The organism is Dehalococcoidia bacterium (assembly GCA_022449765.1).
Lineage (GTDB): Bacteria > Chloroflexota > Dehalococcoidia > Lucifugimonadales > Australimonadaceae > UBA2963.
In genome coordinates, this window is record JAKUPZ010000005.1 from 68,108 (window position 1) to 92,674 (window position 24,567).

Annotated in this window: 23 protein-coding genes; 19 read left to right on the forward strand and 4 right to left on the reverse strand. The window is 42.4% G+C overall.

What is annotated here, in order from left to right:
- The first annotated feature begins 3 nt into the window (after window positions 1-3).
- The 13 genes from MK127_03520 (at window position 4) to MK127_03580 (ending at window position 14,984) form a co-directional block, all read left to right on the forward strand.
- The gene (locus tag MK127_03520) at window positions 4-1,239 is read left to right on the forward strand and encodes an acyl-CoA dehydrogenase family protein (GenBank protein ID MCH2531868.1); all 1,236 of its coding nucleotides are present in this window, start codon (window positions 4-6) and stop codon (window positions 1,237-1,239) included.
- 1 nt (window position 1,240) lies between these two features.
- Window positions 1,241-2,329, forward strand: a complete 1,089-nt coding sequence (locus MK127_03525) for an acyl-CoA/acyl-ACP dehydrogenase (GenBank protein ID MCH2531869.1) — start codon at window positions 1,241-1,243, stop codon at window positions 2,327-2,329.
- Between the two features lie 11 nt (window positions 2,330-2,340).
- Entirely contained in the window at window positions 2,341-3,567 is a 1,227-nt protein-coding gene (locus MK127_03530; GenBank protein MCH2531870.1) for a CoA transferase, read from the forward strand.
- Window positions 3,564-4,775: a CoA transferase gene (locus tag MK127_03535; protein ID MCH2531871.1), complete on the forward strand. Its 1,212-nt coding sequence runs from the start codon at window positions 3,564-3,566 to the stop codon at window positions 4,773-4,775. Before MK127_03530 ends, MK127_03535 begins: the two co-directional genes overlap by 4 nt.
- A 54-nt stretch (window positions 4,776-4,829) precedes the next feature.
- Complete coding sequence (locus MK127_03540) at window positions 4,830-5,669, forward strand: SDR family oxidoreductase (protein MCH2531872.1); 840 nt, start codon at window positions 4,830-4,832, stop codon at window positions 5,667-5,669.
- Window positions 5,669-7,036: an aspartate aminotransferase family protein gene (locus MK127_03545; GenBank protein MCH2531873.1), complete on the forward strand. Its 1,368-nt coding sequence runs from the start codon at window positions 5,669-5,671 to the stop codon at window positions 7,034-7,036. Before MK127_03540 ends, MK127_03545 begins: the two co-directional genes overlap by 1 nt.
- An 89-nt stretch (window positions 7,037-7,125) precedes the next feature.
- Window positions 7,126-8,229: an amidohydrolase gene (locus MK127_03550; GenBank protein ID MCH2531874.1), complete on the forward strand. Its 1,104-nt coding sequence runs from the start codon at window positions 7,126-7,128 to the stop codon at window positions 8,227-8,229.
- 17 nt (window positions 8,230-8,246) lie between these two features.
- Entirely contained in the window at window positions 8,247-9,524 is a 1,278-nt protein-coding gene (locus MK127_03555) for an aromatic ring-hydroxylating dioxygenase subunit alpha (GenBank protein ID MCH2531875.1), read from the forward strand.
- 24 nt (window positions 9,525-9,548) lie between these two features.
- Window positions 9,549-10,337 (forward strand): class II aldolase/adducin family protein, encoded by a 789-nt coding sequence (locus MK127_03560; GenBank protein MCH2531876.1) that lies wholly within the window; start codon window positions 9,549-9,551, stop codon window positions 10,335-10,337.
- A gap of 80 nt (window positions 10,338-10,417) precedes the next feature.
- Window positions 10,418-11,452 carry a glycosyltransferase family 1 protein gene (locus MK127_03565; GenBank protein MCH2531877.1) on the forward strand — a complete coding sequence of 345 codons (1,035 nt, stop codon included), beginning with the start codon at window positions 10,418-10,420 and terminating at the stop codon, window positions 11,450-11,452.
- A gap of 167 nt (window positions 11,453-11,619) precedes the next feature.
- Window positions 11,620-13,431: a nitrite/sulfite reductase gene (locus tag MK127_03570; protein MCH2531878.1), complete on the forward strand. Its 1,812-nt coding sequence runs from the start codon at window positions 11,620-11,622 to the stop codon at window positions 13,429-13,431.
- 84 nt (window positions 13,432-13,515) lie between these two features.
- Window positions 13,516-13,890, forward strand: coding sequence for a hypothetical protein (locus MK127_03575; protein MCH2531879.1), 375 nt, complete (start codon window positions 13,516-13,518; stop codon window positions 13,888-13,890).
- Between the two features lie 35 nt (window positions 13,891-13,925).
- A complete protein-coding gene (locus MK127_03580; GenBank protein ID MCH2531880.1) occupies window positions 13,926-14,984 on the forward strand; it encodes a hypothetical protein in 1,059 nt (352 codons plus the stop codon).
- Here MK127_03580 and MK127_03585 read toward each other — a convergent pair.
- Complete coding sequence (locus MK127_03585) at window positions 14,981-16,228, reverse strand: MFS transporter (GenBank protein ID MCH2531881.1); 1,248 nt, start codon at window positions 16,226-16,228, stop codon at window positions 14,981-14,983. The genes MK127_03580 and MK127_03585 overlap by 4 nt on opposite strands.
- Window positions 16,229-16,311: 83 nt before the next feature.
- Here MK127_03585 and MK127_03590 point away from each other — a divergent pair, with 83 nt between their 5' ends.
- The 4 genes from MK127_03590 (at window position 16,312) to MK127_03605 (ending at window position 19,429) form a co-directional block, all read left to right on the forward strand.
- Window positions 16,312-17,610, forward strand: coding sequence for an MFS transporter (locus MK127_03590; GenBank protein MCH2531882.1), 1,299 nt, complete (start codon window positions 16,312-16,314; stop codon window positions 17,608-17,610).
- A 120-nt stretch (window positions 17,611-17,730) separates the two neighbouring features.
- On the forward strand, window positions 17,731-18,120 hold the full coding sequence (locus MK127_03595) for a RidA family protein (protein MCH2531883.1): 390 nt from the start codon (window positions 17,731-17,733) through the stop codon (window positions 18,118-18,120).
- A gap of 11 nt (window positions 18,121-18,131) precedes the next feature.
- Window positions 18,132-18,785, forward strand: coding sequence for an RraA family protein (locus MK127_03600; GenBank protein ID MCH2531884.1), 654 nt, complete (start codon window positions 18,132-18,134; stop codon window positions 18,783-18,785).
- Window positions 18,786-18,796: 11 nt separating this feature from the next.
- Window positions 18,797-19,429 (forward strand): 4-carboxy-4-hydroxy-2-oxoadipate aldolase/oxaloacetate decarboxylase, encoded by a 633-nt coding sequence (locus MK127_03605; GenBank protein MCH2531885.1) that lies wholly within the window; start codon window positions 18,797-18,799, stop codon window positions 19,427-19,429.
- A 34-nt stretch (window positions 19,430-19,463) separates the two neighbouring features.
- On the opposite strand, the gene MK127_03610 is transcribed toward MK127_03605, so the two are convergent.
- Window positions 19,464-19,991: a ribonuclease H-like domain-containing protein gene (locus MK127_03610; GenBank protein MCH2531886.1), complete on the reverse strand. Its 528-nt coding sequence runs from the start codon at window positions 19,989-19,991 to the stop codon at window positions 19,464-19,466.
- An 80-nt stretch (window positions 19,992-20,071) separates the two neighbouring features.
- On the opposite strand from MK127_03610, the gene MK127_03615 reads away from it, so the two are divergent.
- Window positions 20,072-20,851, forward strand: coding sequence for a hypothetical protein (locus MK127_03615; protein ID MCH2531887.1), 780 nt, complete (start codon window positions 20,072-20,074; stop codon window positions 20,849-20,851).
- 4 nt (window positions 20,852-20,855) lie between these two features.
- The gene (locus MK127_03620) at window positions 20,856-21,311 is read left to right on the forward strand and encodes a hypothetical protein (GenBank protein MCH2531888.1); all 456 of its coding nucleotides are present in this window, start codon (window positions 20,856-20,858) and stop codon (window positions 21,309-21,311) included.
- A gap of 56 nt (window positions 21,312-21,367) precedes the next feature.
- Here the strand turns inward: MK127_03620 and MK127_03625 are convergent, their stop codons facing one another.
- Both MK127_03625 and MK127_03630 read right to left on the reverse strand, forming a co-directional pair.
- Entirely contained in the window at window positions 21,368-22,477 is a 1,110-nt protein-coding gene (locus tag MK127_03625; protein MCH2531889.1) for an AI-2E family transporter, read from the reverse strand.
- Window positions 22,478-22,513: 36 nt separating this feature from the next.
- Window positions 22,514-24,562 carry a thioredoxin domain-containing protein gene (locus MK127_03630; protein MCH2531890.1) on the reverse strand — a complete coding sequence of 683 codons (2,049 nt, stop codon included), beginning with the start codon at window positions 24,560-24,562 and terminating at the stop codon, window positions 22,514-22,516.
- Window positions 24,563-24,567: the final 5 nt, after the last annotated feature.

Here is a 24,567-nt window from a genome sequence, read left to right on the forward strand (position 1 = left end):
TTAATGGACTTCGAGCTTGAGTGGACAAAAGACCAGGAAGCTTTCAGGAAAGAAGTTCGTATGTGGCTTCAAGATAATGCTCCTACCATATTTGAACACCCCGATCCTGCCAATTTAACTGAGGAAGAATATTTACTCCAACGATCGTTTGGCAAAGCTCTAGGATCCAAGGGATGGTTATATCCCACTATGCCAATTGAATATGGAGGCGGCGGCCTCCCAATGGATCTTGCCATGATCCTTGAAGAAGAATTGGATCTTTACAATCTTGCGCTCCCACCGTATTACGACACAGGCGGAAAGCTTGGATCTATGGCTATATTAGTCTGGGGGGAGCACCAGCAAAAATCTTATTTCTTACCCAAAATATTAAGCGGAGAAATTAGAACATGGCAATTGTTAACAGAACCGGAGTCAGGCTCAGATTTAGCTAGCGTGAAAACGACTGCAATTCTTGATGGTGACGAATACGTAGTCAATGGAACAAAAATTTATGTTGGAAGCAACCATGGGGCTGAGTATTCCTGGACAATAGTAGTAACCGACCCAGGCGGTGAACGACATAAAAACCTTGGATGGCTAATGATTCCAATGAATTTGCCAGGGATCACTGTAGAACCGATGGATCTATTATTTGTCGGTGGGGAAAGAGGAGCTGCTAGCGGCATAAAAAATACAGTTTTTTTTGATGATGTTAGGGTTCCTGCCTTTAATTTGATTGGAGGAGAAAATAATGGTTGGAAAGTAGCGAGTACGCATCTAGAAATTGAGCATGGCCTGCTCCGTAGTGCGGTACGTGGAGATCCTTTAACTGAAAGAATTGTCGAATATGCCAGAGAGAACAAAAATGGTGGGCATTTTTATATTGAAGACCCTTATGTAAAGGAACGATTAGTCGATTTCTTTATCGATACCGAAGTTACTAGGCTACTACATTTCAGAAATTACGCTTGGCGATCCCAAGGCAAGCAATTAACTTATGAAGGCGCTCAAGCATACTTATTTCAAAAGCGCTCTCAACTAACAAGAGCACGTGCAGTTCTCGATATTTTTGGCTCTCAAGCTTTGATTGCAGACCCTGACCCCGAAGCCATAGGTGGTGGTCATATAGAAATTCACCAGCGATCTTCAATTGTTGATCAACACCCTGGAGGAACTGCGGAGATTCAAAGAGTAATTATCGCGAGACGTTTGGGAATTGGCAGATCCGAGAGGGAAGAGCCAGGGAAGCTTAATTAACATGGATCTATTACTTAACGAACAACAATTAATGCTTCAATCCACTGTTCAGGATTTATTAAAAAGAGATTTCACTAAAGAACGGCTTGCTGAGTTTGATAGTGGGAAGGCAGACTTAAAAGATCAATGGGATTCGGTTTGTTCAACAGGTATTTTAGGGAGTCTTATACCTGAGAAATATGGAGGTATTGGAGGGTCTTTTTCCGACACTGGGGTAGTTTTTCAAGAGCTCGGAAAAGGTCCTTTACCGGGGCCCCATTTTACATCGTCTGTTCTAGCCGCGAACTTAATTATCCAATGCGGAACTGAATCACAGAAGCATAATTATCTACCTAGAATTGCAGAGGGGAAATTTATTTTTTCCGTAGCAATTTCTAATTTGAATCAAAGCGTCAATACTATCTTTGAAGATTTTCGTTTAGCACAAAACGGAGTAAGCGGTGTCAGACTCAACATTCCTGAGCTCCGCTTAGCAACGCACGTTATAGTGCCGTTTACTAGCGAGCCCGGTATCCAAGGATTGGCTGTAATACCTACCAATACTTACGGACTGTCTATTAGGCCTCTAACTGGGATGTCCACCGAGCAATATGAACTGAAAACCGAGAATGCAGAAATTGAGGAAATTCTAACTGGCTTCAAACTTAGTGCTTTCTCCAGCGCGCTTATACAATCCACTGCCCTTTTATGCTCATTTCAGGTTGGAGGATTAGAGCGTGTTCTTGAAATGTGCTTAACCTACAGCAAGACCCGTCACCAATTTGGTCAACCAATCGGACGCTTTCAGCGCGTCCAAGATCACATCATAGATATAGTAAATTATCTCGATAGTGCAAAATGGGCTACTTATGAGGCGCTGTGGAAATTAGATACTGCCCAAGAATCTAAAGTAGGAATCCATATGGCTGGATCACTAGCGTCTGAAGGATACTATTTAGGCTGTAATGCTGCCCATGATGTACATGCAGGTGTGGGGATTATCAGGGAATATGGGCTAACTTTGCATACCAAAATGTCACGAACTTTATATAGCTATCTTGGAAATCCTAGGTACCATCGCAATGAAATTGCTAAGGCTCTTTATTTTTAATAGGACATATTTTGCTTAAGCCGTACCGTGTAATCGACTTAGCTGATGACAGAGGTATTTTTTGTGGGAAAATACTTGCGGATTTGGGTGCCGAGGTCATAAAAATCGAACCGACCACTGGCGATCCTGCGCGGCGTTTAGGTCCATTTATAAATAATGATCCCGGAATTGAAAACAGCCTTTACTGGCAATTGTATTCTGCAAATAAAAAAAGCTTCGCTCTAGATATTCATTCACCAATGGGTAAGGAAATATTATTAAAACTTATACCCTCCTGCGATATTTTGATTGAATCTTTTGCTCCCGGAACGTTGGGTAAATTAGGACTAGGATGGGATACATTAAAATCAATCAATAGCCAATTAATTCAAGTCTCAATTACTCCGTTTGGGCAAACAGGTCCTTACAAGAATCACCTAGCAACAGACATCATTGGCTCAGCCCTTAGCGGATTTGCCCATCTTACTGGGGACTCTGACAGACCACCTGTACGAGTGAGTATTCCTCAGTTTTGGTTACTTGGTGGAGCCACAGGAGCTACGGGTGCAATGATTGCGCTTCAAAGCAGAGTTCGAAATAAGGTAGGACAATTGGTAGATGTTTCGTGCCTAGAATCTTTGACGCGTACACTTTCGCATGCCCCTCAATTTTGGGATATGAATGAGGTAATTCTCAAACGTTCCGGTCCATTCAGGCCTGTGGGCGAAAAAAATGCACTTAGAGTAAATTTCGAGTGCCAAGACGGCTACGTCAATTACATTCAACCAGGAGGAGCTACTGGGGGTAGAGCAATGGCCGCGTTAAGCACATGGATGGAAGAAGAGGGAGAAGGACATCCATTGCTATCATCCACAGATTTCGGTGAATATGGTTTTGGGCAAATCCCAACTGATCTCCTTAATATTATGAATTCAACTTTAGAATTATTTTTCAAAACAAGATCAAAAATATACCTATCTGAAGAAGCAATCAAACGCCGAGTCCTTCTATTTCCAGTCAATAATCCTTCGGATATATACACTTATCCCCAATTACTTGCGAGAGGTTTTTTCCGGGAAGTCACAATGCAAAACAGTCAGAAAATTTTTACATTGGGTCCCTGGATTCAATCCTCTGATTATGCGATTCCAGTCAAAACGGCTCCTTCACTTGGAGAACACACTGATCAAATTCTAGAAGAACTGGGTCTAAGCAGGAGTGAAATACAATCCTTAATTGATAACAGGATTGCTAAATGAAACATCCATTTGAAGGCTTAAAAGTATTAGATTTTTGCTGGGTAGTAATAGGACCTATGACAACTCGGTATTTTAGCGACTATGGAGCTACCGTTATAAGGGTAGAGTCTGGTTTAAGACCCGATGTAATCAGGCATGGCTTACCTTTCGCCGGAAATAAACCAGGAGTAAACAGAAGTGGTTACTGGGCAAATTATAATAGCGGCAAGCTTGGGTTAAGCCTTAATATGTCTGATCATAGAGCTCGTGAAATCGCCTTTAAACTTGCAACTGAATGGGCTGACGTCATAACCGAAAATTTCACGCCAGGAACCATTGAAAAATGGGGGTTGAGTTACGATAAGATAAAAAATAAAAACCCAGGCGTGGTTATGTTTAGTGCTTCAATGCTGGGGCGTGGCGGACCTTATGACGCCCAACCTGGGTTTGGACCAGTACTGACAGCATTGTCCGGGCATACCAATTTCACTGGCTGGCCGGACAGAGTCCCAGTTAGTCCTTATGGGGCTTATACTGATTTCCTAGTCCCCTATTTAGCTTTTTCTGCAATATGCGCTGCTCTAGACGAAAAAAGAAGAACTGGAATTGGCCAATACCTTGATCTTTCTCAATTAGAGGCCTCTTTGTATTTTTTGGGAACTCCAGTAATGGATTTTTTAGCCAATAATAATATCCAAGAACGATCAGGTAATCAGGATCCAGGAATGGCTCCTCACGGAATATATAAATGCTTTGGAAATGATCGATGGTGCGCCATTGCGTGTGAATCTGACCAGCAATGGCGTTCACTAGCAAAGTTGATTGGTCAGCCGCAACTCGAAAAAGATGTACGTTTTTCATCATTAGCAGCTCGTAAAGCAAATTCAGGTGAATTAGATAAGATTGTGGAGCAATGGACGATCCTTCACTGCCCAGACGAGGTCATGAATATTTGCCAATCGGAAGGTGTACCAGCAGGTTCAGTAAGAGACTCCAAGGATTTGTTTGATGACCCTCAGCATATCCATCGAAAGCATTTTATCTACATGGAGCACGCGGAAATGGGTACCTATGCCTCAGACTCCAGCGGATTAATCATGTCTGAAACACAGCCAAATTATCGTCCTGCTCCATTACTAGGAGAGCATACTCATAAGGTGATTACAGAAATGCTTGGGATGTCTAATGAAGAATTTTCCTTACTTCTATCTGAAGGTGTATTCGACTAATCGGCCCATAAGTTTTACCATCCACTAACTCGCGATTTTATGTCAGGAGTTTTAATGTCTGGATTTCTTGAAGGAAAAGTTGCTTTAATCACAGGGGCTGGTAGCTCAATTGGTATGGGCAAAGAAATGTCTCTTGCACTTATAGAAGAAGGCGCAAAAGTAGCGATGATGGACATCAATCGTGAATCTTTAGCGCTAAGTGTTAATGAAGCCCTTGAAATAGGAGGCGAATCGTCTGCAATCGGTATCGTTGGCAGTATTGATACATGGAGTGACGCCTCAGAGGCTGTTTCCCAAACAGAGAGCCAATTAGGTGGTATCCATATATTAATCAACAATGCTGGTGTTAGAACTCACGCTAAAACCCCTACTGGAGACTCGCCCTTTTGGAATCTTACGCCAGAAGAATGGCAACGTGTTATATCAGTAAATGTAAATGGAACCTTCATGATGACACGTGCCGCGATCGAACCAATGCTTCGCCAAAAATGGGGCAGGATTATCGGGGTAACTACAAGCTTAGACACGATGATAAGGGGTGGTAATCTTCCTTATGGGCCATCAAAAGCAGCAATTGAGGCTTTCGTAGCATCTATTGCGCAAGATCTTGAAGGGACTGGTGTCACAGCTAATGTCTTAATTCCTGGTGGTGCCACCAATACCAACTTCATTCCTGAGGATACTAGTTATATACGTGACCAATTGATTCAGCCAAATGTGATGCGCGACCCTATAAAATGGCTAGCTTCTGATGAAGCCGATGATTTCAGCGGTAATAGAGTAATCGCTTCAAACTGGAATAATGCACTTTCGCTGGAGGAACGACTATCAGTTGCAGCCGCGCCTGCGGCTTGGCCTCAGCTTGGTAGAAAACTCAATCAGGGGGACCGTTAATGGAAATCGATCATTCAAAACTTGAAGAAACGGCGCTCTCTTACTTATGGATGCCCACTCAAGATTGGACAGAATTGGCTGAAGATGGCATTACTGTTATGACTGAAGCAAAAGGCGTACATATCAAAGACTCTAAAGGCAATTGGGGCTTTGATGGAGTAGCAGGTCTTATGCTGGTTAACGTGGGTCATGGAAGGCAAGAAATTGTCGATGCAATTAGTGCGCAACTCAGCACCCTACATTATGCAAATACTTTCAAATTCCCCGCCGCGCCAACCATAAAATTTGCTGAGAAAATTGCTTCCCTTACGCCAGGAAATCTCAATCGAACTTACTTTACAAGTGGTGGTTCTGAAGCAGTTGAAACTGCTTTAAAAATTGCATATCGCTATCATTACAATCGGAATGAGCCTCAACGGAAAAAATTCATCGGTCGAGAAGGTTCTTACCACGGAACGACACGTGGGGCACTTAGCGTATCCACTTCATCCTATCTGGATCGTCCAAGTTACTCAGAAATCCTGCCTGACAATTTCATAATGGCGCCGCAGCCTTACTATTACCGCAGGAATAATGCTGCGTTAACACATTCGGAATTTAGCATAGATTGTGCAAAGGCAATCGAAAACATAATACTTGAAGAAGGCCCGGAAACGATTGCAGGGGTGATAGCAGAACCAGTTTCATTTTCCGCAGGAGTTGCAGTCCCTAGTAACGACTACTGGCCAATGTTGCGCGAAATCTGTGACCGCTACGGTGTTCTTTTAATTGCTGACGAAGTCATAACTGGTTGGGGCCGTACAGGGAAGTGGTTCGCAGTGGATCATTGGGAGGTTACACCGGACATAATGACTATGGCAAAAGGCATAACTAGTGGATATTTCCCTGTAGGTGCATGCGTCGTAACTGATTCGGTTTTTGAATATTTTAAAGGCGATACAGATAAAACTTACAGGCATGGTATTACGTACGGAGGGCATCCAGGCGGTGCAGCAGCAGGTCTAGCTAATGTAGCAATCATGGAGCGTGAAGGATTAATTGAAAATTCAGCAAAAATGGGGCAATTAATGCTAGACCAATTGAATGCTCTTGTAGATCATCCGACTGTAGGTGATATCAGAGGATTAGGTTTGATGTGTGCTGTCGAGCTAGTTAGCGACAAAGAGACCAAAGAACCTCTATCAGACAATTCAAAAGCAATAAAACTGTTGAATCAAAAAATGACAGAAGGAGGTCTCTACACAAGAGCAAATCGCCAAGTATTCTTCGCGCCTCCATTGAGTGTTACTGAGTCTGACATCACTCAAATGGTACAAATATTTGCCGAATCTTTGTCTGCAACAGAGCACAGTTTGGGCTTAGGGTAATTCCAGTTTGTTTTTACTAAGTTGATCATTTTGCTAGAATCCGTATTAATTGAATAATAAGCGCATATTGCGCGTGATAAGAGGACGACATGACTACAGAGCAGTCTATAGACTTAGAAATAATAGTAGACGGGGATGGGCATATTATGGAAGACATGGAATCCATGATGAAGTTCCTCCCTCCAAAATTTCGAGACAACCCAGCGCTGGGATTAAATGCTACTATTTTCCCTGCTATCGACACTCATCATTCAGGACACTTTGTAGAAACCCCAGGTCGTCGTGACCGTGGAGGCGCTTTTGTTGGTCCCGATGGCTGGGAAGTCTTTCTCGACGAAGTCGGAATTGACGCGACTGTTCTCTATCCAACTAGGGGCCTTGCATATGGCAGGATTGTGAGCAGAGATTGGGCAATTGCAGCCGCGCAGGCATACAACAATTGGCTCTACGATACTTATACAAATCGCAGTTCCAGGTTCAAAGGCGTTGGATTAATTCCAATGCAAGAGCCTATGGAAGCTGTCAAAGAGCTTCGGCGTTGTGTTGAAGAGCTCGGATTTGTAGGTGCAATGCTTCCATCAATGGGGCTACCTGACCAATTGGGTTCAAAAATTTATTGGCCAGTATATGAAGAAGCAAATCGTCTAGGCTGTGCAATAGCTATTCATGGCGGTTCGCATTCAGGCCTGGGACTGGACCATTTAAATGTATATGCTCCTATCCATGCACTTGGTCATCCAGCAGGGCAGGCAATTGCTTTTGCGGGAATGGTTTTTAACGGTGTTTTCGAAAGATTCCCAAACGCTCGTTTCGGATTCCTTGAAGGCGGTATTGGTTGGTTTATCATGTGCCTCGAACGATTCGATCGATCACATGCGACGCATATGGAATACCAATTGCGTGATGATGACATGCTTGGTCCCAAAATTGGTGATAGCGTAACCGAATACATACAAAAACAAATTGACCTTGGTCGTTTGTTTATTGGATGTGAAGGAGAAGAACCTGCTATTGCATTCGCTGTCAGCCAAGTAGGTAATAAACCTTTCTTCTTTTCCACAGATTTTCCTCACGAAGTGACGACAGAGACATGCAAGCACGAGTTAGGGGAATTGCTAGAGAATGAAGGGTTGACAGATGAAGATAAAGAAGCAATTCTTCACAAAAATGCCCGAAGGTTTTACAAGATTTAAAGTCAGGAGAAGCATCAATGCTGTCTATTGAGAAAAACGAATTACTAACTAAAGTTGGACCTGGGACTCCTACTGGAGAGCTCATGCGACGCTACTGGCACCCTATTGCGGCGGCAGGGGAATTGCTAGAAAAGCCCACTAAGCCAGTAAGATTACTAGGGGAAGATCTTGTTCTTTATAAGGACAAATCAGGCACTTTAGGTCTAATTGATCGCTTCTGTCCGCATCGTCGGGTTGATCTCACTTATGGAATTCCAGAAGAAAATGGATTGAGATGCATGTACCATGGCTGGATGATGGATGAAACCGGCCAATGTATAGAACAACCATTTGAAGAAACTGTTAGACCTGATGGTCGGTTTAAAGAAAAAGTGAAAATTGCAGGCTACCCAGTAGAAGAGCTGGGAGGGCTAATCTTTGCGTATATGGGGCCACAGCCTGCACCTTTACTCCCGCGATGGGAGCAGCTTACATACGACAACGCAATACGTGATATTGCTATTACGGAACTGCCTTGTAATTGGTTGCAGGCTCAAGAAAATTCTGTGGATCCCGTTCATACAGAATGGCTACATTTCTACTATGGAAACTATGTAAGGCGCGGCTTGGCTATGGCTCCAGAAAGCCAACCAAAAACTATCAAAATTGCATTTGATGCATTTGAATATGGGATCGTCAAACGTCGACTGCAACAAGGCTTCCCTGAAGATGGAGAAGATTGGGCCAAGGGACATCCAATCATGTTTCCAAATATTTTGTTCGTTGGTGACCAAGTCAGAACTACCACTCAGTGGCGTGTTCCTATTGATGATGAGAATACCTACCATGTGTCTTACTATGTGTATCGACCTGCTCCAGGCCATCAGGCCCCTCATCAAGAGGTCGCAGCCTATCGATACACTCCTTTGTACGAACCAGATGGACGCTTCTTTACCGGAATTACATTTAACCAGGACTACATGTGCTGGGTTACACAAGGAGCAATAGCCCAACGAGATAAGGAAATGCTAGGAGAATCTGATGTAGGGCTGATTCTTTTCCGTAAAATGGTCGAACAGCAAGCTCAGATTGTTGAGGATGGAGGAGACCCGATAAATACCTTCAGAGATCCTGCCATCGCGGGTTATATTGAACTTCCAATGGAAAGCGTTAAGCACGGTATAAAGCCGGACGGTAAATATAGGCCAGGCGAAGGTGGCGATAGCCCTATAGTTCCTGACATAGAAAAAGTATTACAAACTTGGGTAGAAAATATTCCCGTCGAGGCAAGGCCTCAAAACGAGTATTTATTCTAAAAACAAAACCGGATTGGAGCTTATATGTCTAGAGAAATTGATGAAATCAAGTACGAAGTTGCTATGGCTACGAGAATACTTTCGCACATGGGACTTGCGACTGGTGTCACTGCTGCATTAGGACATGTCAGCATGAGGGTACCAAACCAGCCTGATAAGTTTGTAGTCAAGGGTAGAGGGTATGCAATAGACGCCCTAGAGGAAATGCAGTACTACGACATGATTGTTTGTGATCTTGAGGGCTATAAAATTGACGGTCCAGCAAGATCGACTCAATGCTCTGAAGTCAAAATCCATTCCTCGATCTATAAATCCAGGCCTGATGTTCATTCAGTAGTTCACGTCCATCCTAGAAATGTCGTATTGATGACTGTTCTTGGAGAACCTATCAAGCCGATGGCACAAGAAGGGGCTCCAATGGTGCAGGCACAGCCACATCCTCTTTATCCGCACACAAAGACCGTATGGAGTGATGAAGAAGGAACTGACTTAGCTAAAACTCTCGGTGATAGCAAATTTGTACTTATGCAAGGTCATGGCGCATCTATGACCGGCAAAACTCCCGAAGATTCGGTCATCAGCATGCTTCAGCTTGAAGAGCAGGCTAGAATGAATTACTGGGCCCTGGTAGCCAAAGGAAGTGATCATCCTTTTATCCCAGACACTCTAGTTAATGAGATAACCGATAGGCCTCCTCAGCATGAATACCCGCATTTTAAAGAGCTCATGCGTGCTATAGGAGGAAATCCTCCTAGAGACGGTGTTTGGAATTCGTATAAAAAGAAAGTTTCTGGCGGAATGGTAGCTCCATAAGAACCTATTTATTCGCATCATAGAATTATTCTGCCCGGCATATCATGGAGCCACATCTTGCAAAATAAGAACGAGTCTTTATGAAAATTATGCTCGTAACTGACGCTTGGCGTCCTCAAGTTAATGGCGTGGTGCGTACCTATGAAAATGTAATTTCTCATATAGAGCGTAACGGTACTCACAAATTCGAAATTATCGAACCTTCCTTGTTTGCCACAGCACCCCTTCCCGCTTACCCGGAAGTTAAGATGGTTCTACAACCTTGGAAAGTAGGAGGAATGCTGAAAGACGCGGCATTTGATGCAATACATATTGCTACAGAAGGCCCACTAGGGGTAGCCGCTAGGATTTGGTGCAATCGAAAAAAAATCCCCTACACCACTGCATACCACACTAGGTTCCCGGAGTATTTCCATGAATACCACGGGGTCCCAACAAGAATTGGATATCGATATATCGACTGGTTTCACAAAAAATCAGAGAGAATTTTTGTACCTACAGAAACAATGAAGAACGAGCTTGAGAAAAATAATATCAAACCAGAAAAAATCATATGGCCAAGGGGAGTGAATAAATCAATTTTCAATCCTCAAAGACGGCGTGCTTTTGCTGAGTATGAGCGCCCAATTTGGCTATATGCAGGGCGCGTAAGCGTAGAAAAAAGCATTGAAGATTTCCTTAAGCTTCCTGCCGCAGGAACAAAAATAGTAGTAGGAGATGGGCCTAGCAAAGCAACGTTGCAATCCAAATATCCTAATGTAGTGTTCACTGGTTACAAATACGCTGAAGAATTAGCTGAATATTACGCTTCCGCAGACGTTTTCGTATTCCCAAGTAAAACAGATACATTTGGAGTCGTTATTCTAGAAGCAATGTCCTGTGGTACACCTGTAATAGCCTATGATGTCACGGGGCCACGGGATATTCTAACTTCAGGCGTTTCTGGGTATTGTTCAGAGAAATTAAGTGAATTATGCGAACCTGCATTATTACTAGATAGGCAGGCAGTTTATGACGATAGCACGCAATGGACTTGGGAAAGAGTAGCCGAAATTTTTTTGGATAATATAGTTCTGCACCCGGGAACTCGAGATTTACGTAGCATGGATGAGTGATGTGTGCTAATATCCGCCTATGAAATTTGGATTCAATTTCACCATATTGACATGTTGCTGTTGCCGTAAAATGTAAGGCCGCAGGCTAACACGCTTTAATTTACACTGCGCCCTTCTCAGCTAATCAATGAGAAGGGCGCGGCTTTTTGAATAACAGGGAGGCTTTTATGACTACACGTGCACCAGTGCCAATTGTTCGAGGTGTGAAAACTATAGAAGAAAAACTCAAAATGGATTATTCCAAAGGAGTTCTTCCGTATATCCCAGAAGAGGTTGATGATTTTGAAACTGAAGCTACCAGGTATTTGAATGGTGAATGGCCGTCAGAAGCTGAATTCATCATGTACCGGCTAGTACGCGGGGTGTACGGTCAGCGGCAACCAGACGTGCAAATGATGCGTATCAAGGTACCAGGTGGCGCAATGACCGCAGATCAAATGGACGCTTTTGGCGAACTGGTTTCGAAATATGCGCCTCTTAAGAAAGGGCACGTAACTACTCGTGAAAATATACAAGTTCATTTCGTAAAACTTGATGATACGCCACATGTAATGAGAATCCTCGGTGAAGCAGGCCTTGTCACTCGTGAGGCTTGTGGGAATACGGTACGAAACGTTGCGGGCGATCCTTTGTCTGGTGTAAAGCCAGAAGAACCTTTTTATGTAGCTCCTTACCTGACCGCCTATGCAAGATATTTTGTCAGGCATGAATATACTCAAGTGTTGCCAAGGAAATGGAAAACCGCCTTCTGTAGTGGAGGAGATGATGAAGTCGTTGCTGATATACACGATTTAGCTTTCATTCCTAAAATTAAAGACGGAGAGAAAGGGTTTGAGATCAGAATTGGGGGCGGGACTTCAATTATGCCTCGGACGGCTTGGGTATTATCTGAATTTACGCCTGTTTCTGAATATTTAAAAATTGCAGAAGCCGCAATACGAGTCTTTCATCGAACTGATGAGTTGCGAAAAAACAAAATGAGAGCTCGAATTAAGTTCTACGTAGATAGAATCGGTATCGAAGCTTTTAAAGAAGAAGTGAATAAAGAGCTAAAAGGTGATTGGGCAAAAGCAGATTTCGATCCAACTCCATGGATGGAACTTCCTCCAGAGATGATTGATGAGCCGCCTGCGCTAGTTGATGTCGACTCGTCACGCATTGAACCAGATTTCCTTAAATGGAAAAAAACAAATACTTTGGCTCAGCAACAAGAGGGTTACTACGTCGTGTACGTCACTCTTCCGCTTGGCGACATTAGTGAGGCACAATTCCCTCTACTTTCAGATGCTGCACGAAAATATGCAGGTGGTCGAATCCGCTTAACAACTGAGCAAAATTTAGTATATCGGTGGGTGCCTGAAGGTCATTTACATGCATTTTGGAGTGACTTAAAGAAAATGGGCCTCTCTGAAGACGGAGCTAATCAAATTACTGATGTTGTTTCCTGCCCAGGCACTGACAGTTGCAAAATGGGAATCACTTCTTCAATGGGTGTCGCTAGCGCGCTACGCGAAACACTGAGACAAAGCGCCTTTGAAGATCCTATGGTCAACAGCTTACATGTAAAAGTAAGTGGATGTCCTAATGGTTGCTCACGCCATCACATAGCTAACATTGGATTTCACGGGGCAGCTACGAAAGGTGATGGGAATCAAGTACCTGCCTACGAAGTATTTCTCGCAGGTAATTATGGCAACCAAGATCCAGTAAGATTTGGACATCGCGTCAAAGCAAAGGTTCCGGCTAAAAGAGTTCCATTATTCATGAATGAGATTATTTCTTTTTACCAAGATAATCGCTCAAAAGAAGAGCCTTTCAACGATTTTGTTGATCGAGTTGGAACTGAGCCTTTTGAGAAGCTTGCTGATCAATTTAGAGACGTAGGCTCCTTAAATAAAGAAAACCTAGATACTTATATGGATTGGGGTAAAACCATTCTGTATAAACTTGAACGCGGCGAAGGCGAATGTGCAGTATAGAACCTGTACTTGCTTGATAGAAACATCTTTAAAAATCCAAAAGGGTTCCTAAAAAGAATCTTTTTGGGTTTTTGGGAGATCTAAATGTCCATCTCTCGGCTAAAAGCATTAGACCATGCAGAGTCAATTATTAATCGACCTAGAGGTGAAACTAACCTCGTATTGCGGTGCAACAAAAATGGGTTTTCTCTCTTACATAATGGACGTGTCCTCACAAAAACCCATGCATCCAAAGTAGGTCAGCTCCAGGCAAACGCCTTAGCAATGGTACTTGGAATTGAATTACCTCAAAAAATTGGCGACGAGATCACCGCAAGTGTTGCTACTGGAGTGCTCTATCGAGCCATCAGCGCTTCGTGCCTAGACTTAAGGAAAAATGAAGCCTTGATTGTATTAAATCAATTGCTTTCCACCGCTGCTTTACAACGAGGCATATTCAAAACTTTAGAAATTAACTAACCTTACGAAAAACAAAACCTGTGTAAGGGGGCCTAATGACGCTTGATATGTCTTTCGCCATAACAGCATATGATCGTGTTTTACCATTAATAACTGGTGAAATAAAACCTGACGGAATTGAATTAGATTATCAGGGAATGCCTGGTGCAGTACCGAGGGTTTTTTACGAGCAGATCAAATTCAATAGGTACGATGTATCCGAAATGTCCATGTCCTCCTATTTGAGAATGCGCCCGCTAGGGTTCCCTTATCGAATGCTCCCCATTTTTCACAATCGCACTTTTTCCTATACAAACGTTTATACCCGCAAGGCATCTGGAATTCGGCAGGATCATCCGGAAGATTTGAAAGGCAAGCGCTTTGGAATTGGAGACTACCAGCAATCAGTAGGGCTATGGACGCGGGGGATATTAAAATTGGAATGGGGTATTGAGCCTGAGGACATGACATGGTTCATGGAACGGAGCGAGCATTTCAGCCATACGGGCGCTTCAAAAGAAGCAGGTCTCAGTCTTCCAAAAGATTTAGATCTTCGTTACGCTCCCACTGATTTCAGTTCCATGTACCTCAACGACGAGCTAGATGCCTCCATAGGAATTGGGCAGATGCGAGGGTCTGGAATTGATCGACAGCAAAGCGTCAATCTGCTCCAAAACCCTGATTTTCCAACCCTCTTTTCAGATCCTAAATCTGAGGCTATTAGGTTTTTTCAAAAGCATGGCGTCTTCCCCCCGCATCACGTCACAGTAGTACGGGAGAGCATTTTAAATCAAAATCCATGGGTTGCCGTAAGTCTTATGGAAGCTTTCGAAACATCAAAACGTCTTGCGATTGAAAGAATTCGTACTTTGCCCCCTACCCTCTATGTTTTTGGCTCTCAATACCAAAGAGAATTAGACGCAGTTTTTGGAAACGATCCTTTTGCATATGGAATAAGTGCAAACGCAAAAGCATTAGATATGGCTCAAAATTTCTCGCTGGAACAAGGGCTAACTAGTGAAAAACTAGATTGGGCAGAAATATTCCCCGAAGAACTATTTTACCGAGAAGAACGAAACGACAGCCCTGAGCCAACAAAGCCGCTTACGCACTAAGATGTTGATTTCCGTGGTGTTACGAAAAGTAGCACCGCGGCCATCATCCATAGAACAGTAAGCACCATCAGAGTAAGAGAATAATCTTCTGTAGAATCGTAATAGAATCCAGCAATTAGTGGCATTACCAGAGTCCCAACAGATTGCACTGCCATCATGTAGCCACGAATGGTTGAATATGATTTTCTTCCGAATAACTCCCCCACTATTGACCATGTTAGTGGATACAGGCAGCTAGAAGCAGATAAAACTGCTACGGCAATCCATAACGATATCCCTGTCCCGCCTAATCTCAAAATGAAAATAGCTATTCCCAAAAATATGCAAGCGATAGATGCTATTAATAGCCGTCCATACCGATCTGCAAGGGTGCCAACAAAAATTACAGTGAATGCAGAACCCAGTGCCAAAAAGGTAAGCATCATAGCACCTTGGACTTCCGTTAAGCCTTTCCAAACCATAATTGGGACAAAATGGATACCTAGTGTGGCTATCGCTCCACCAAAAATTGTAGAAGAAATTGCTAACATCCAGAACCGTATTGTTTTCATAGCTTGCATACTATCCATACCCTCTAAAACAATTAGATATCCCTTAGCTTTTCTGATAGGGAGCTCTTGACTTCCAGATACTGATTTATTGGTACCATCTGGTTGTAATCCCAATTCTTCAGGGGTGTTCCTAGATGCGTATGCTGTGGGGAGTCCGATAGCCAGGACCAGCAAACCAGCTATTCCGGAAGCAGTACGCCACCCCCAGCTGTCTATCGAGTAAGCCAACACAGTAATAATTATTAGGGATCCAAGCCCCGACCCACCTTGCATTAATGAAAAAGCTGTAGATTTATATCTATCGAACCAGTTGTTAATTATTCCTGACGACGCGTTAAAAGCAACATTCAACATTACCAAGCTAATAGGACCTAGAAAAATTAAAAATAATATTAGGATATTGGGGGCAAGTCCTAATAAAAAATAGCCTATGCATCCAATAAGCACACTAATTATTAAAACTCTACGTGGTCCCCATCGATCCATTAATATACCGCTTACAGGCGCCGAAATCCCTCCAATTACGCCGCCCAAAGCAAACATTAAAGAAGAGACGCTTCTACCGAGCCCTAAAGATTCTTCCAAAGGGATGACAAATAAAGTGTTACCCAAGATATATACCCCATTTCCAGCGGAACGGGGACCTATCATCAAGGCCACAATCTTCCAACCGTAAAATTCTACTTTAGGCATAGCGGATTATTTTTAATAAAAATCATTACTATTAGTCGTTAGCTTGGGTTAAATGGAACCTAACATAAGAGTAACTTAGATTAATGCAAACTGCAGTGAGAAAGCGTTTAGAGTTTTTATCAGTTCTAAAGCAACACAACTACCGTCGTTACTGGATAGGTCTTGTAACAAGCGTTACGTCACATCAGGCATTAATCACTGCTCAAGGATGGCTTGTATATGACATTACTGGTGAAGAACTAGCTTTAGGATTAGTTGCTGCAGCTCAAGCCATACCTGCAATTGCTTTTAATTTATTCGGTGGGGCTTTGGCAGACCGTTATGATCCTCGGAAACTGATTATGATGGGATCCGGTTCCGCGTTTTTGGTAATTTTCTTACTGGCTGTGCTGGTACTAACCGGATTGGTAGAAATATGGCATATCATCATCTCCGCATTTTTCATTGGCATCGCAACTTCATTAGATCAGCCCGCTAGAAGGGTGGTTTGGCCTGCTTTAATTCGACGCGATCAATTTCTTTACGCAAGTGCCCTCAACCAAGCAGTTTGGAATGGAACGCGAATATTCGCACCTATGGTAGCTGCGGGACCAATAGCAATAATTGGTGCATTGACGGGTAATTACCAAATAGGAGCATCCGTAGCTTTATTCTTCATCGCAACAGGCTTTGCTGCAATGGCAATAATTATACAAACGATTAAGTTACCAGACTTAAAGCGTGCGTCAGGAGAAACCGTGATACACGATATCGTTGACGGCCTACGATTTGTAGCAACTCACAATATCTTTTTTATTCTGCTGGGTATGAGTTTTGCCATAGGATATTTTGGGCTTTCATATCAATGGCTTCTTCCCGCATTTGCAGCAGATGTACTTAATTTAGGCCCCGAAGGCTTAGGGCTTCTCTACACTGTGAATGGAGCTGGAGGGTTAATTGGTATTTTTCTTGCAGCTTCCTATGGACAATACCAAAGTAAAGCAATGATGCTGGGTCTTGGATCAGGGTTTTTAGGTGTTTCAGTCTTAGCATTCGGCATCAATGGTATTATGCAATGGTATTGGCTTGCCCTTGCGTCTGCTGCAATTAGTGGCTGTCTGTACTCCATCTTTCAAACAGCTTCGAATACCCTGCTCAACCTTCTTGTTCCTACGGAATATCGTGGAAGAGTTATGGGTCTAAGAGGAGTTATGTGGAGCCTTGCTCCACTAGGTGCACTACAAGCCGGTCTAGTCGCATCCCTTACTAATGTTTCTGTTGCCATTTCAATAGGAGGCGCTGTAGTTATTCTTATGACTATTCTAGTGTTCTTCTTAAGTCAGCAGATACGCTCAATTCACACTCTTGTTGAGAAGGCAAATATAAGGGAAAGCCAAAGCTAATTCCCTTGAATTTTCTTTTGACACTCGACTCTTACCAACAATATACTTGCGACGCCCATGCGTCGTCAGTTTGAGCCGACGCACAGATGGGAAGCAAATTATAAGTGTAAGGAGTAAGACATGGCGCGAAAAGTAATTCACATACCCGGGAATTGGCATGCTGGACAACCTATTCCACCTGCTACAAAGACTGGCCCATTAGTCACTTCAGGTGGTGTTAGCGGATTAAATCCTGATACTAATGAAATGCCCTCAGATTTGGCAGAACAAGCAAAATGGGCTTTTGAGCATGTTCGACGCATTGTTACTGAGGCGGGTGGAACCGTAGAAGACATTGCTCACATGAATGTTTATGTCAAAAGTAAGGACATCAGGCCTCTTGTAAATGAGCAGTGGGTAGCAATGTTTCCAGACGAAGAAAATCGTCCTACTCGACATACAATTCAGTACGACGCTTTAGCCGGTGGAATGGAAATGCAAATCCAATTCACTGCATACGTTGAAAATTAGGTGGAAGAATAATGGCTACAGACGAATGGGTAGAAAGACTACGTAAGTTAGACACTTGCGCCGTATCTGACGCTCAGGACAAGTTAGGAATTAATGGTACTGTCGTAGGCATATTACCGCTCTATGAAACTGAGCGAATTGCAGGCAGAGCAGTCACATTTAAACTAAAAACAAAAGGAAATGAAACTTCCACTCACCACCTTGGAACTTCAGCTGTAGAAGCCGCAGACCCCGGAGATATTATTGTCTGTGACCATAGAGGCCGAGTTGATGTAGCAGGTTGGGGAGGAATCCTATCAACTGCAGCAAAAACAAAAGGCGTAGCAGGTGTAATTATTGACGGCGCATCAAGAGATGTCGATGAAGCAAAAGGTTTAGGCTTACCTTTATTTGCAAGAGCTGCTGTCCCTCTTACGGCCAGAGGCAGGATCATCGAAGAGTCAACCAACCAAAGGATTGAGATTGGTAAGGTCTCTCTCCTTCCTGGCGACTACATAATTGCTGACAATAGTGGGATAGTCGTAATTCCTCAAGACAGGGTGCATGACGTGGTTCCTGAGGCCGAAAATATAGTCGCGCGCGAGCAAGCGATGGCAGCAGATGTGATGGCGGGGAAGTCCGTAGTTGAAGTAATGGGTATAAATTACGAGCAAATGCTCACTTAGTAGGAGAAAAAATGACTGATTCAATAACTAGGCCAGACCAGTCTTTAGTAGAGGCAATAAATGGTATTGGCACAGCAACAATCCATGAAGCTGGTGGTCAAATTGGAGCGCTACCTTCATATATAAAGCCCGTCTCAGATAATTGGTATGTTTGTGGTGTAGCCACCACTGTTTTATCTCCGCCAAAAGATAACCTTTGGTTGCACCGTGGGATATATCAAACCCAACCGGGTGATGTAATGATCGTAGACACGGGGGGATTCCATGAAGCTGGGTATTGGGGCGAAATAATGACTCACGCTGCTCAGCAAGTTGGGATGGCAGGGTTAGTTATAGACGGGTGCGTAAGAGATGGTTCCATATTAGAAGAGTTAGGCATGCCAGTGTTTTCAGCAGGACTGTGCATTCGAGGCACAACAAAAAATAAAGATGCCTACGGTGCTATTAATGAGCCTATCCGAATTGGAGAAATATGGATTTTCCCTGGTGATTTAATTGTCGCTGATCGTGATGGAGTAGTAGTAGTTCCTCAATCACGTATTGCAGAAATTACGGAAAAATCAAAAGCCCGTGAGGATAAAGAATCCGTAACTATTTCTAAGCTTAAAGCTGGGGAACGAACCGTAGACATGTATGGTTTCTAAATAATTAAAAGGGGCCTTAAGGGCCCCTTTTAACTTAAAGACTCAAAACCACTGAAGTGTCGCCCAAAAATAAATGTTGGCCATTTAGCACTCTTAAGTACAAATCATAAGTCAGATCTAAATCGATTTTATTGTAGGCAATTATTTCCTCAGGCGCTTCGCGCCATACACGTAGATTCTTACGATGATCCCAAGGTAATTTCTGCGCTCCGATCGTGTAATTACTAAGGTTATCTAAACTTATTCTTCTACCTGTTGCTTTGTGTATCTCAGCGAGTAAATCATAATGAAAATTAATTTTTAAGGTATCTCCCAAAATTTCTTCAACAAATTTTTCCAGCAAAGGAATATCAAAGCGAGCTCCATTGAAGGTCACTATCTTCCCTTTAAAATCAGCTAAATCGGATCTCATTAGCTCTAAGCTAGCAGGCTCTGATGTATACATTGTGTAACCAAAGCATGTTCTAATCCCAACAAGAAGAAGCTCAAATCCTTGAGGGAAAGTCGAAAATGACCCTCCAAAAGTCTCAATGTCTAAAACTAGAAAATTATTGGTCTTCACAATAGGAACATAATACACATCCAATTAATTCTATATATATCATTTAACATTTGAGTAATGTACAATTTTTCCGATTAGTAATGCATGCTTCAATAGCATCCATGAAGACGGTCAAATTCCGTCACTGGCACGCAACGGTAGGCCTCCTAGTAGGTAAGTCCGATCTGGAGCATTACGAATCCTTCTGCGAGGCACGGGAGGACAATATTCCCCTGCTTGCAGGGGATTTTTTTATGGGAGAAATACATATGTACCAAGCTAGCACCTACAAATTACCTCCAAAATTTATTCCTTCAGCACTTTATCGTGAGATTTTATTACCTGCTGTTTTTGTAGCTCTAATATTAGTATCTAACTACCTTCTTTCTTCATTACCAAACATTAAGCTGTTTGATCTTATGGTCTTTCTTGCTGGATACACACTAGGAATCCGACGAGGTATCACTGTAGGTATAGTTGCTTGGTTTTTTTACGGTCAAATCAATCCATGGGGAATAGCAAGTGCCCCTCTTCTTATTACCTTAATGGCATCTGAATCAGTTTATGCAATAGCTGGATCAGTAGTATCTATGGTAATGAGTAACAAGAAAGTATCAGTAAAACCCGGAGTTACTTACCTTCTATTTCTTTCTGCAGCGGTTATAGCCACTCCAACCTACGATATATTAACTAATATTTCGACTGGCTATTTCTGGGCGACCATTGCAGGTAGTTCAGAATATGGTGCCTGGATTAAATCTGCTTTGCTAAACCCCGGAGCCTTATTCTTTATGCTCGTACATACTGGGGCAAATGTTGCCTTTTTCGTCACTCTAGGGCCAACGCTAGCAAAATTTATAGAAAGAAAGGTCTCTAATTAGTTATATGTTTCTGAAATCCATCATCACACTCTGTATCGTTTTTATCGCTGCAATCAGTATCTCGTTTATTGGCTGCAATAATAACGAAAAAGATCAACCCACAGAAAACATTCAAGCAAGTATTTTAATAGAATCGCCTGAATCCTTTGAATGGATAAACCAAGTAACCATTCCTAAAGGGACTGATGGGTACGAATTACTTAAAGCAGCGGTAAATGATGAACTCGTATCCGTATGGTACCCGGAGTATCGATCTCATTTTGTTAATCAGATTAAGGGGATAGCTCCTAATGAAGGACAATTTTGGAGCGTTTTCCTATGGAACGAGAACTCTCTTAAATGGGAACCTCTCAATGTAGGGGCAGATCTTTTCTCAGTAAAAAGCGGGCACATCATGGCGTGGTCTTTAGTCAAATATGATCCAGCAAACCCGCAAACTCCTAAACAATTGCCCAAATAAAGTTACCGTTCTATAAGTCGGTGAGTTTATTTTATTGTGGCGATGCGAATCTTGGGTTATTTTTCTTGATTGGTACTGTCTCTTAATTCGTGATCTCGAGCCTCTCGTCGCTCCCGAATACCTGTACCATAATGAACAGCAAGGCCGTATAGCACTCCCATCGTAGGAACTGCAAGTAAAGCTCCTGCTACGCCTGCCAGCCTCACACCGAGGACGACAGAAATAATAACTAACATAGCGGGCATACGTACGGCCTTGCCCAAAATTTTGGGTGTCAAAAGATTTAACATAACTTGTTGAATAAATAATAAGACGGTTAACACGATAATAAATGTCGCAAAGTCACCGGCAACGGCAGCCACAACAAGGGGCAAACCTAGTGCTAACCAATCTCCAACAAAAGGAATGGCCAATAAAATACTTGCGACTAAGGCAACAGGTAATGGGCTTGGCAATCCAGTAGCAATCATTACACCTGCAGTGGAAACCCCATAAATTAAAGAGATAAGAAACATTCCACGAAGGTATCCGTGAAATGTTTCATCTATCGATAAAAGAATAAATAATGTTTCTTTTTCTGCTTTAGGAGGAAGAACTTTCAGTCCTTCTACAAGGCGTCTACCTCCATCTAAGACAATATAAAACGAAATAACTAGAACCAAAATTACACCAATCAGTAATGAAACAACGTTCTGGAGTATTCCTAGCGCATTATTTGTAATTGAGGTAGCCGCAGTTCTAGCAAAATCATTGAGTGAATCAACTTGGATCTGATCAGTAAGGTCAATTTCTAATCCTGCTCGCGCAATTGTATTTTCCAAGCCATTGACATAACTAGGAACCTGCTCAACATACCTTGGAACTAAATCAGCCAATTCGACGACTTGATTGACAGTAACTGGAATTACTAAAAATCCAAATGTAGCAAGCAAGGAAATGAAAGCCATATATATCAAAAAAATAGCTAAGGGCCTGGTCATATATGGAATTCTTACAAGACCATTCACGACATGTATAAATAAAGAACCTACCAAATAAGAGAGGAAAAACAAAAGAATGAGGTCGCCAATAAATGACCATAAGTTACCCAAAGCGCCTACGAGGAAAACGAATGCGCTAATTGTTACTAGGATTATTGCAGTTTTAAACCAAAAACCATTTTGCATAACTGTGACCTGATTCTAACCTTATATGCAGTAGGTTTACAGACCTAATAATTCCTGCAACTGACTAGGGTCATTTGTAGGCAACTCGCACGTAAAATTATTACATAGGTAAGCCATTGGAGCATCTGCATTAGCTCTATCTTCTGATAATGGGGATTGGAAAATTTGATTTTCATCAGGGTTAATTCCATATAATGTCAGAAATGGCAAAAATTTACTGCTTACCACTTGAATCAATTCTTGGGTGTTCAGGTCTTCAGGCCTTCCAACGATTACTAGTTCCGTAGATTTCGCCATATACAATTCTAATATTTTCAACCAATTTCCAAATCCCAAGGGATACCTTGAAATCAAGGGGATTACCTCTTGTAATATCGCTTCTAATTTTTGAAAATACTCCGTCGAATTAGTAATTTTATACATCCGCAATAACGCTTCAGCTGCAGATGAACTGCCAGAAGGAATAGCATTATCAAATACGGTATACGGTCGAGTAATTAACTGTTCGTGATCAACACCAACGTCATAAAATCGATTAGACTCATCATCCCAAAATAATTCAATCATTTCATCCGTTAAGCGCTCAGCTGTAGCAATCCATTCAGAGGAAAATGTCGAAGCATGCAGCGATAGCAAAGCATTAATTAAGAATGCATAGTCCTCCAAGTATCCAAGTAAATGTGCTTCCCCATTTTTCCATGTCCGTAACAATCGATTATTTATGTACAGGTTCTCTAATAGAAATTTCGCATTATTTTCTGCAGATTCAATATAATCTTTGCGCCCTAAAGATAAGCCCGCTTCTGCAAAAACACGAAGTATCAAAGCATTCCAAGAAGTGAGCACTTTATCGTCAGTTGCAGGAGGTATCCGTTTCGTCCTTTGATTTAATAATTTTTGATTTGAATCTCTCAATATCCTCCTAAGATTTTCTATTTCCAAATTCAATACGTTTGAAGAGGATGCAATGCTTCCTTGAATATTTAATATATTCGCCCCTTCAAAATTCCCATTTTGTGTCACTCCATAATGATAGGCATACACATCTGCATCATCACCTAGTATTAATTGAATTTCACTTAGGGTCCAAACGTAATATTTCCCTTCAACACCCTCGCTGTCAGCGTCCTGAGAAGAAAAGTACCCTCCTTGGTCATGCCTAAGATTGCGGTTTATGTAATCAAGAATCTCTTGTACAAGAATGCTGTACTGAGGGTCCCCAGATAATGTGAAAAACTGTGCACATAATGAAGCTAGCAGCGCATTGTCATACAACATTTTTTCAAAATGTGGGATCAGCCATTGATCATCAGTTGCGTAACGAGAAAAACCTCCGCCAAGTTGGTCGTAAATTCCCCCTTTAGCCATTTTGCTCAAAGTTACCTCTACCATCTCTTTTGCCCGTTGATCACCTGTGCGGAAGTAATATCTCAATAAAAATTCCTGAGGCATCGACTGAGGAAATTTGGGCGCATTACCAAAACCACCATTCTCATGGTCAAAAACAGATAAAAGAGTTTGGAACGCATTATCCGTAATAGTACTGTTTATAGACTCTTGAGGATGTTCTTTGGAGACATGGGCAATTAAAGCGTTTGTGAGCACATTGGCATTCTCTTCAACCATGTTCCTTTGGGTTTTATATGCCTCCGAAACAGCGTCGATAACTTTAGGCCACGAAGGCATACCTCTAAAATCAGAAGGTGGGAAGTAGGTCCCACCGTAAAATGGTCTGCCGTCAGGCAGTAAAAAAACGTTAAGTGGCCATCCACCATGTCCATGCATTTGCTGCACTGCGTTCATATATATACTGTCTATATCTGGTCTTTCTTCACGATCAACCTTTATGCAAACTAATAACTCGTTCATTTTGCTTGCAATTTCCACGTTCTCAAATGATTCTCTCTCCATCACGTGGCACCAGTGACAGGCGGAATACCCTATAGAGACAAGTACAGGCTTATCTTCTTCATATGCCTTTAGAAAAGCTTCTTCACCCCACGGAAACCATTCGACAGGGTTATGTGCGTGCTGTAGTAAGTATGGAGATGTTTCGTGTATTAACCGATTTGAAAATTCAGGCATATTTT

Excerpts from the sequence above, each read along its gene's own strand:
- MK127_03570 (MCH2531878.1), top strand. The coding sequence starts at position 11,620 with ATGACTACACGTGCACCAGTGCCAATTGTTCGAGGTGTGAAAACTATA.
- MK127_03540 (MCH2531872.1), top strand. The coding sequence starts at position 4,830 with ATGTCTGGATTTCTTGAAGGAAAAGTTGCTTTAATCACAGGGGCTGGT.
- MK127_03545 (MCH2531873.1), top strand. The coding sequence starts at position 5,669 with ATGGAAATCGATCATTCAAAACTTGAAGAAACGGCGCTCTCTTACTTA.
- MK127_03535 (MCH2531871.1), top strand. The coding sequence starts at position 3,564 with ATGAAACATCCATTTGAAGGCTTAAAAGTATTAGATTTTTGCTGGGTA.
- MK127_03625 (MCH2531889.1), bottom strand. The coding sequence starts at position 22,477 with ATGCAAAATGGTTTTTGGTTTAAAACTGCAATAATCCTAGTAACAATT.
- MK127_03620 (MCH2531888.1), top strand. The coding sequence starts at position 20,856 with ATGTTTCTGAAATCCATCATCACACTCTGTATCGTTTTTATCGCTGCA.
- MK127_03565 (MCH2531877.1), top strand. The coding sequence starts at position 10,418 with ATGAAAATTATGCTCGTAACTGACGCTTGGCGTCCTCAAGTTAATGGC.
- MK127_03560 (MCH2531876.1), top strand. The coding sequence starts at position 9,549 with ATGTCTAGAGAAATTGATGAAATCAAGTACGAAGTTGCTATGGCTACG.
- MK127_03575 (MCH2531879.1), top strand. The coding sequence starts at position 13,516 with ATGTCCATCTCTCGGCTAAAAGCATTAGACCATGCAGAGTCAATTATT.
- MK127_03520 (MCH2531868.1), top strand. The coding sequence starts at position 4 with ATGGACTTCGAGCTTGAGTGGACAAAAGACCAGGAAGCTTTCAGGAAA.
- MK127_03580 (MCH2531880.1), top strand. The coding sequence starts at position 13,926 with ATGACGCTTGATATGTCTTTCGCCATAACAGCATATGATCGTGTTTTA.
- MK127_03525 (MCH2531869.1), top strand. The coding sequence starts at position 1,241 with ATGGATCTATTACTTAACGAACAACAATTAATGCTTCAATCCACTGTT.
- MK127_03615 (MCH2531887.1), top strand. The coding sequence starts at position 20,072 with ATGCATGCTTCAATAGCATCCATGAAGACGGTCAAATTCCGTCACTGG.
- MK127_03590 (MCH2531882.1), top strand. The coding sequence starts at position 16,312 with ATGCAAACTGCAGTGAGAAAGCGTTTAGAGTTTTTATCAGTTCTAAAG.
- MK127_03600 (MCH2531884.1), top strand. The coding sequence starts at position 18,132 with ATGGCTACAGACGAATGGGTAGAAAGACTACGTAAGTTAGACACTTGC.
- MK127_03555 (MCH2531875.1), top strand. The coding sequence starts at position 8,247 with ATGCTGTCTATTGAGAAAAACGAATTACTAACTAAAGTTGGACCTGGG.
- MK127_03585 (MCH2531881.1), bottom strand. The coding sequence starts at position 16,228 with ATGCCTAAAGTAGAATTTTACGGTTGGAAGATTGTGGCCTTGATGATA.
- MK127_03550 (MCH2531874.1), top strand. The coding sequence starts at position 7,126 with ATGACTACAGAGCAGTCTATAGACTTAGAAATAATAGTAGACGGGGAT.
- MK127_03605 (MCH2531885.1), top strand. The coding sequence starts at position 18,797 with ATGACTGATTCAATAACTAGGCCAGACCAGTCTTTAGTAGAGGCAATA.
- MK127_03630 (MCH2531890.1), bottom strand. The coding sequence starts at position 24,562 with ATGCCTGAATTTTCAAATCGGTTAATACACGAAACATCTCCATACTTA.
- MK127_03595 (MCH2531883.1), top strand. The coding sequence starts at position 17,731 with ATGGCGCGAAAAGTAATTCACATACCCGGGAATTGGCATGCTGGACAA.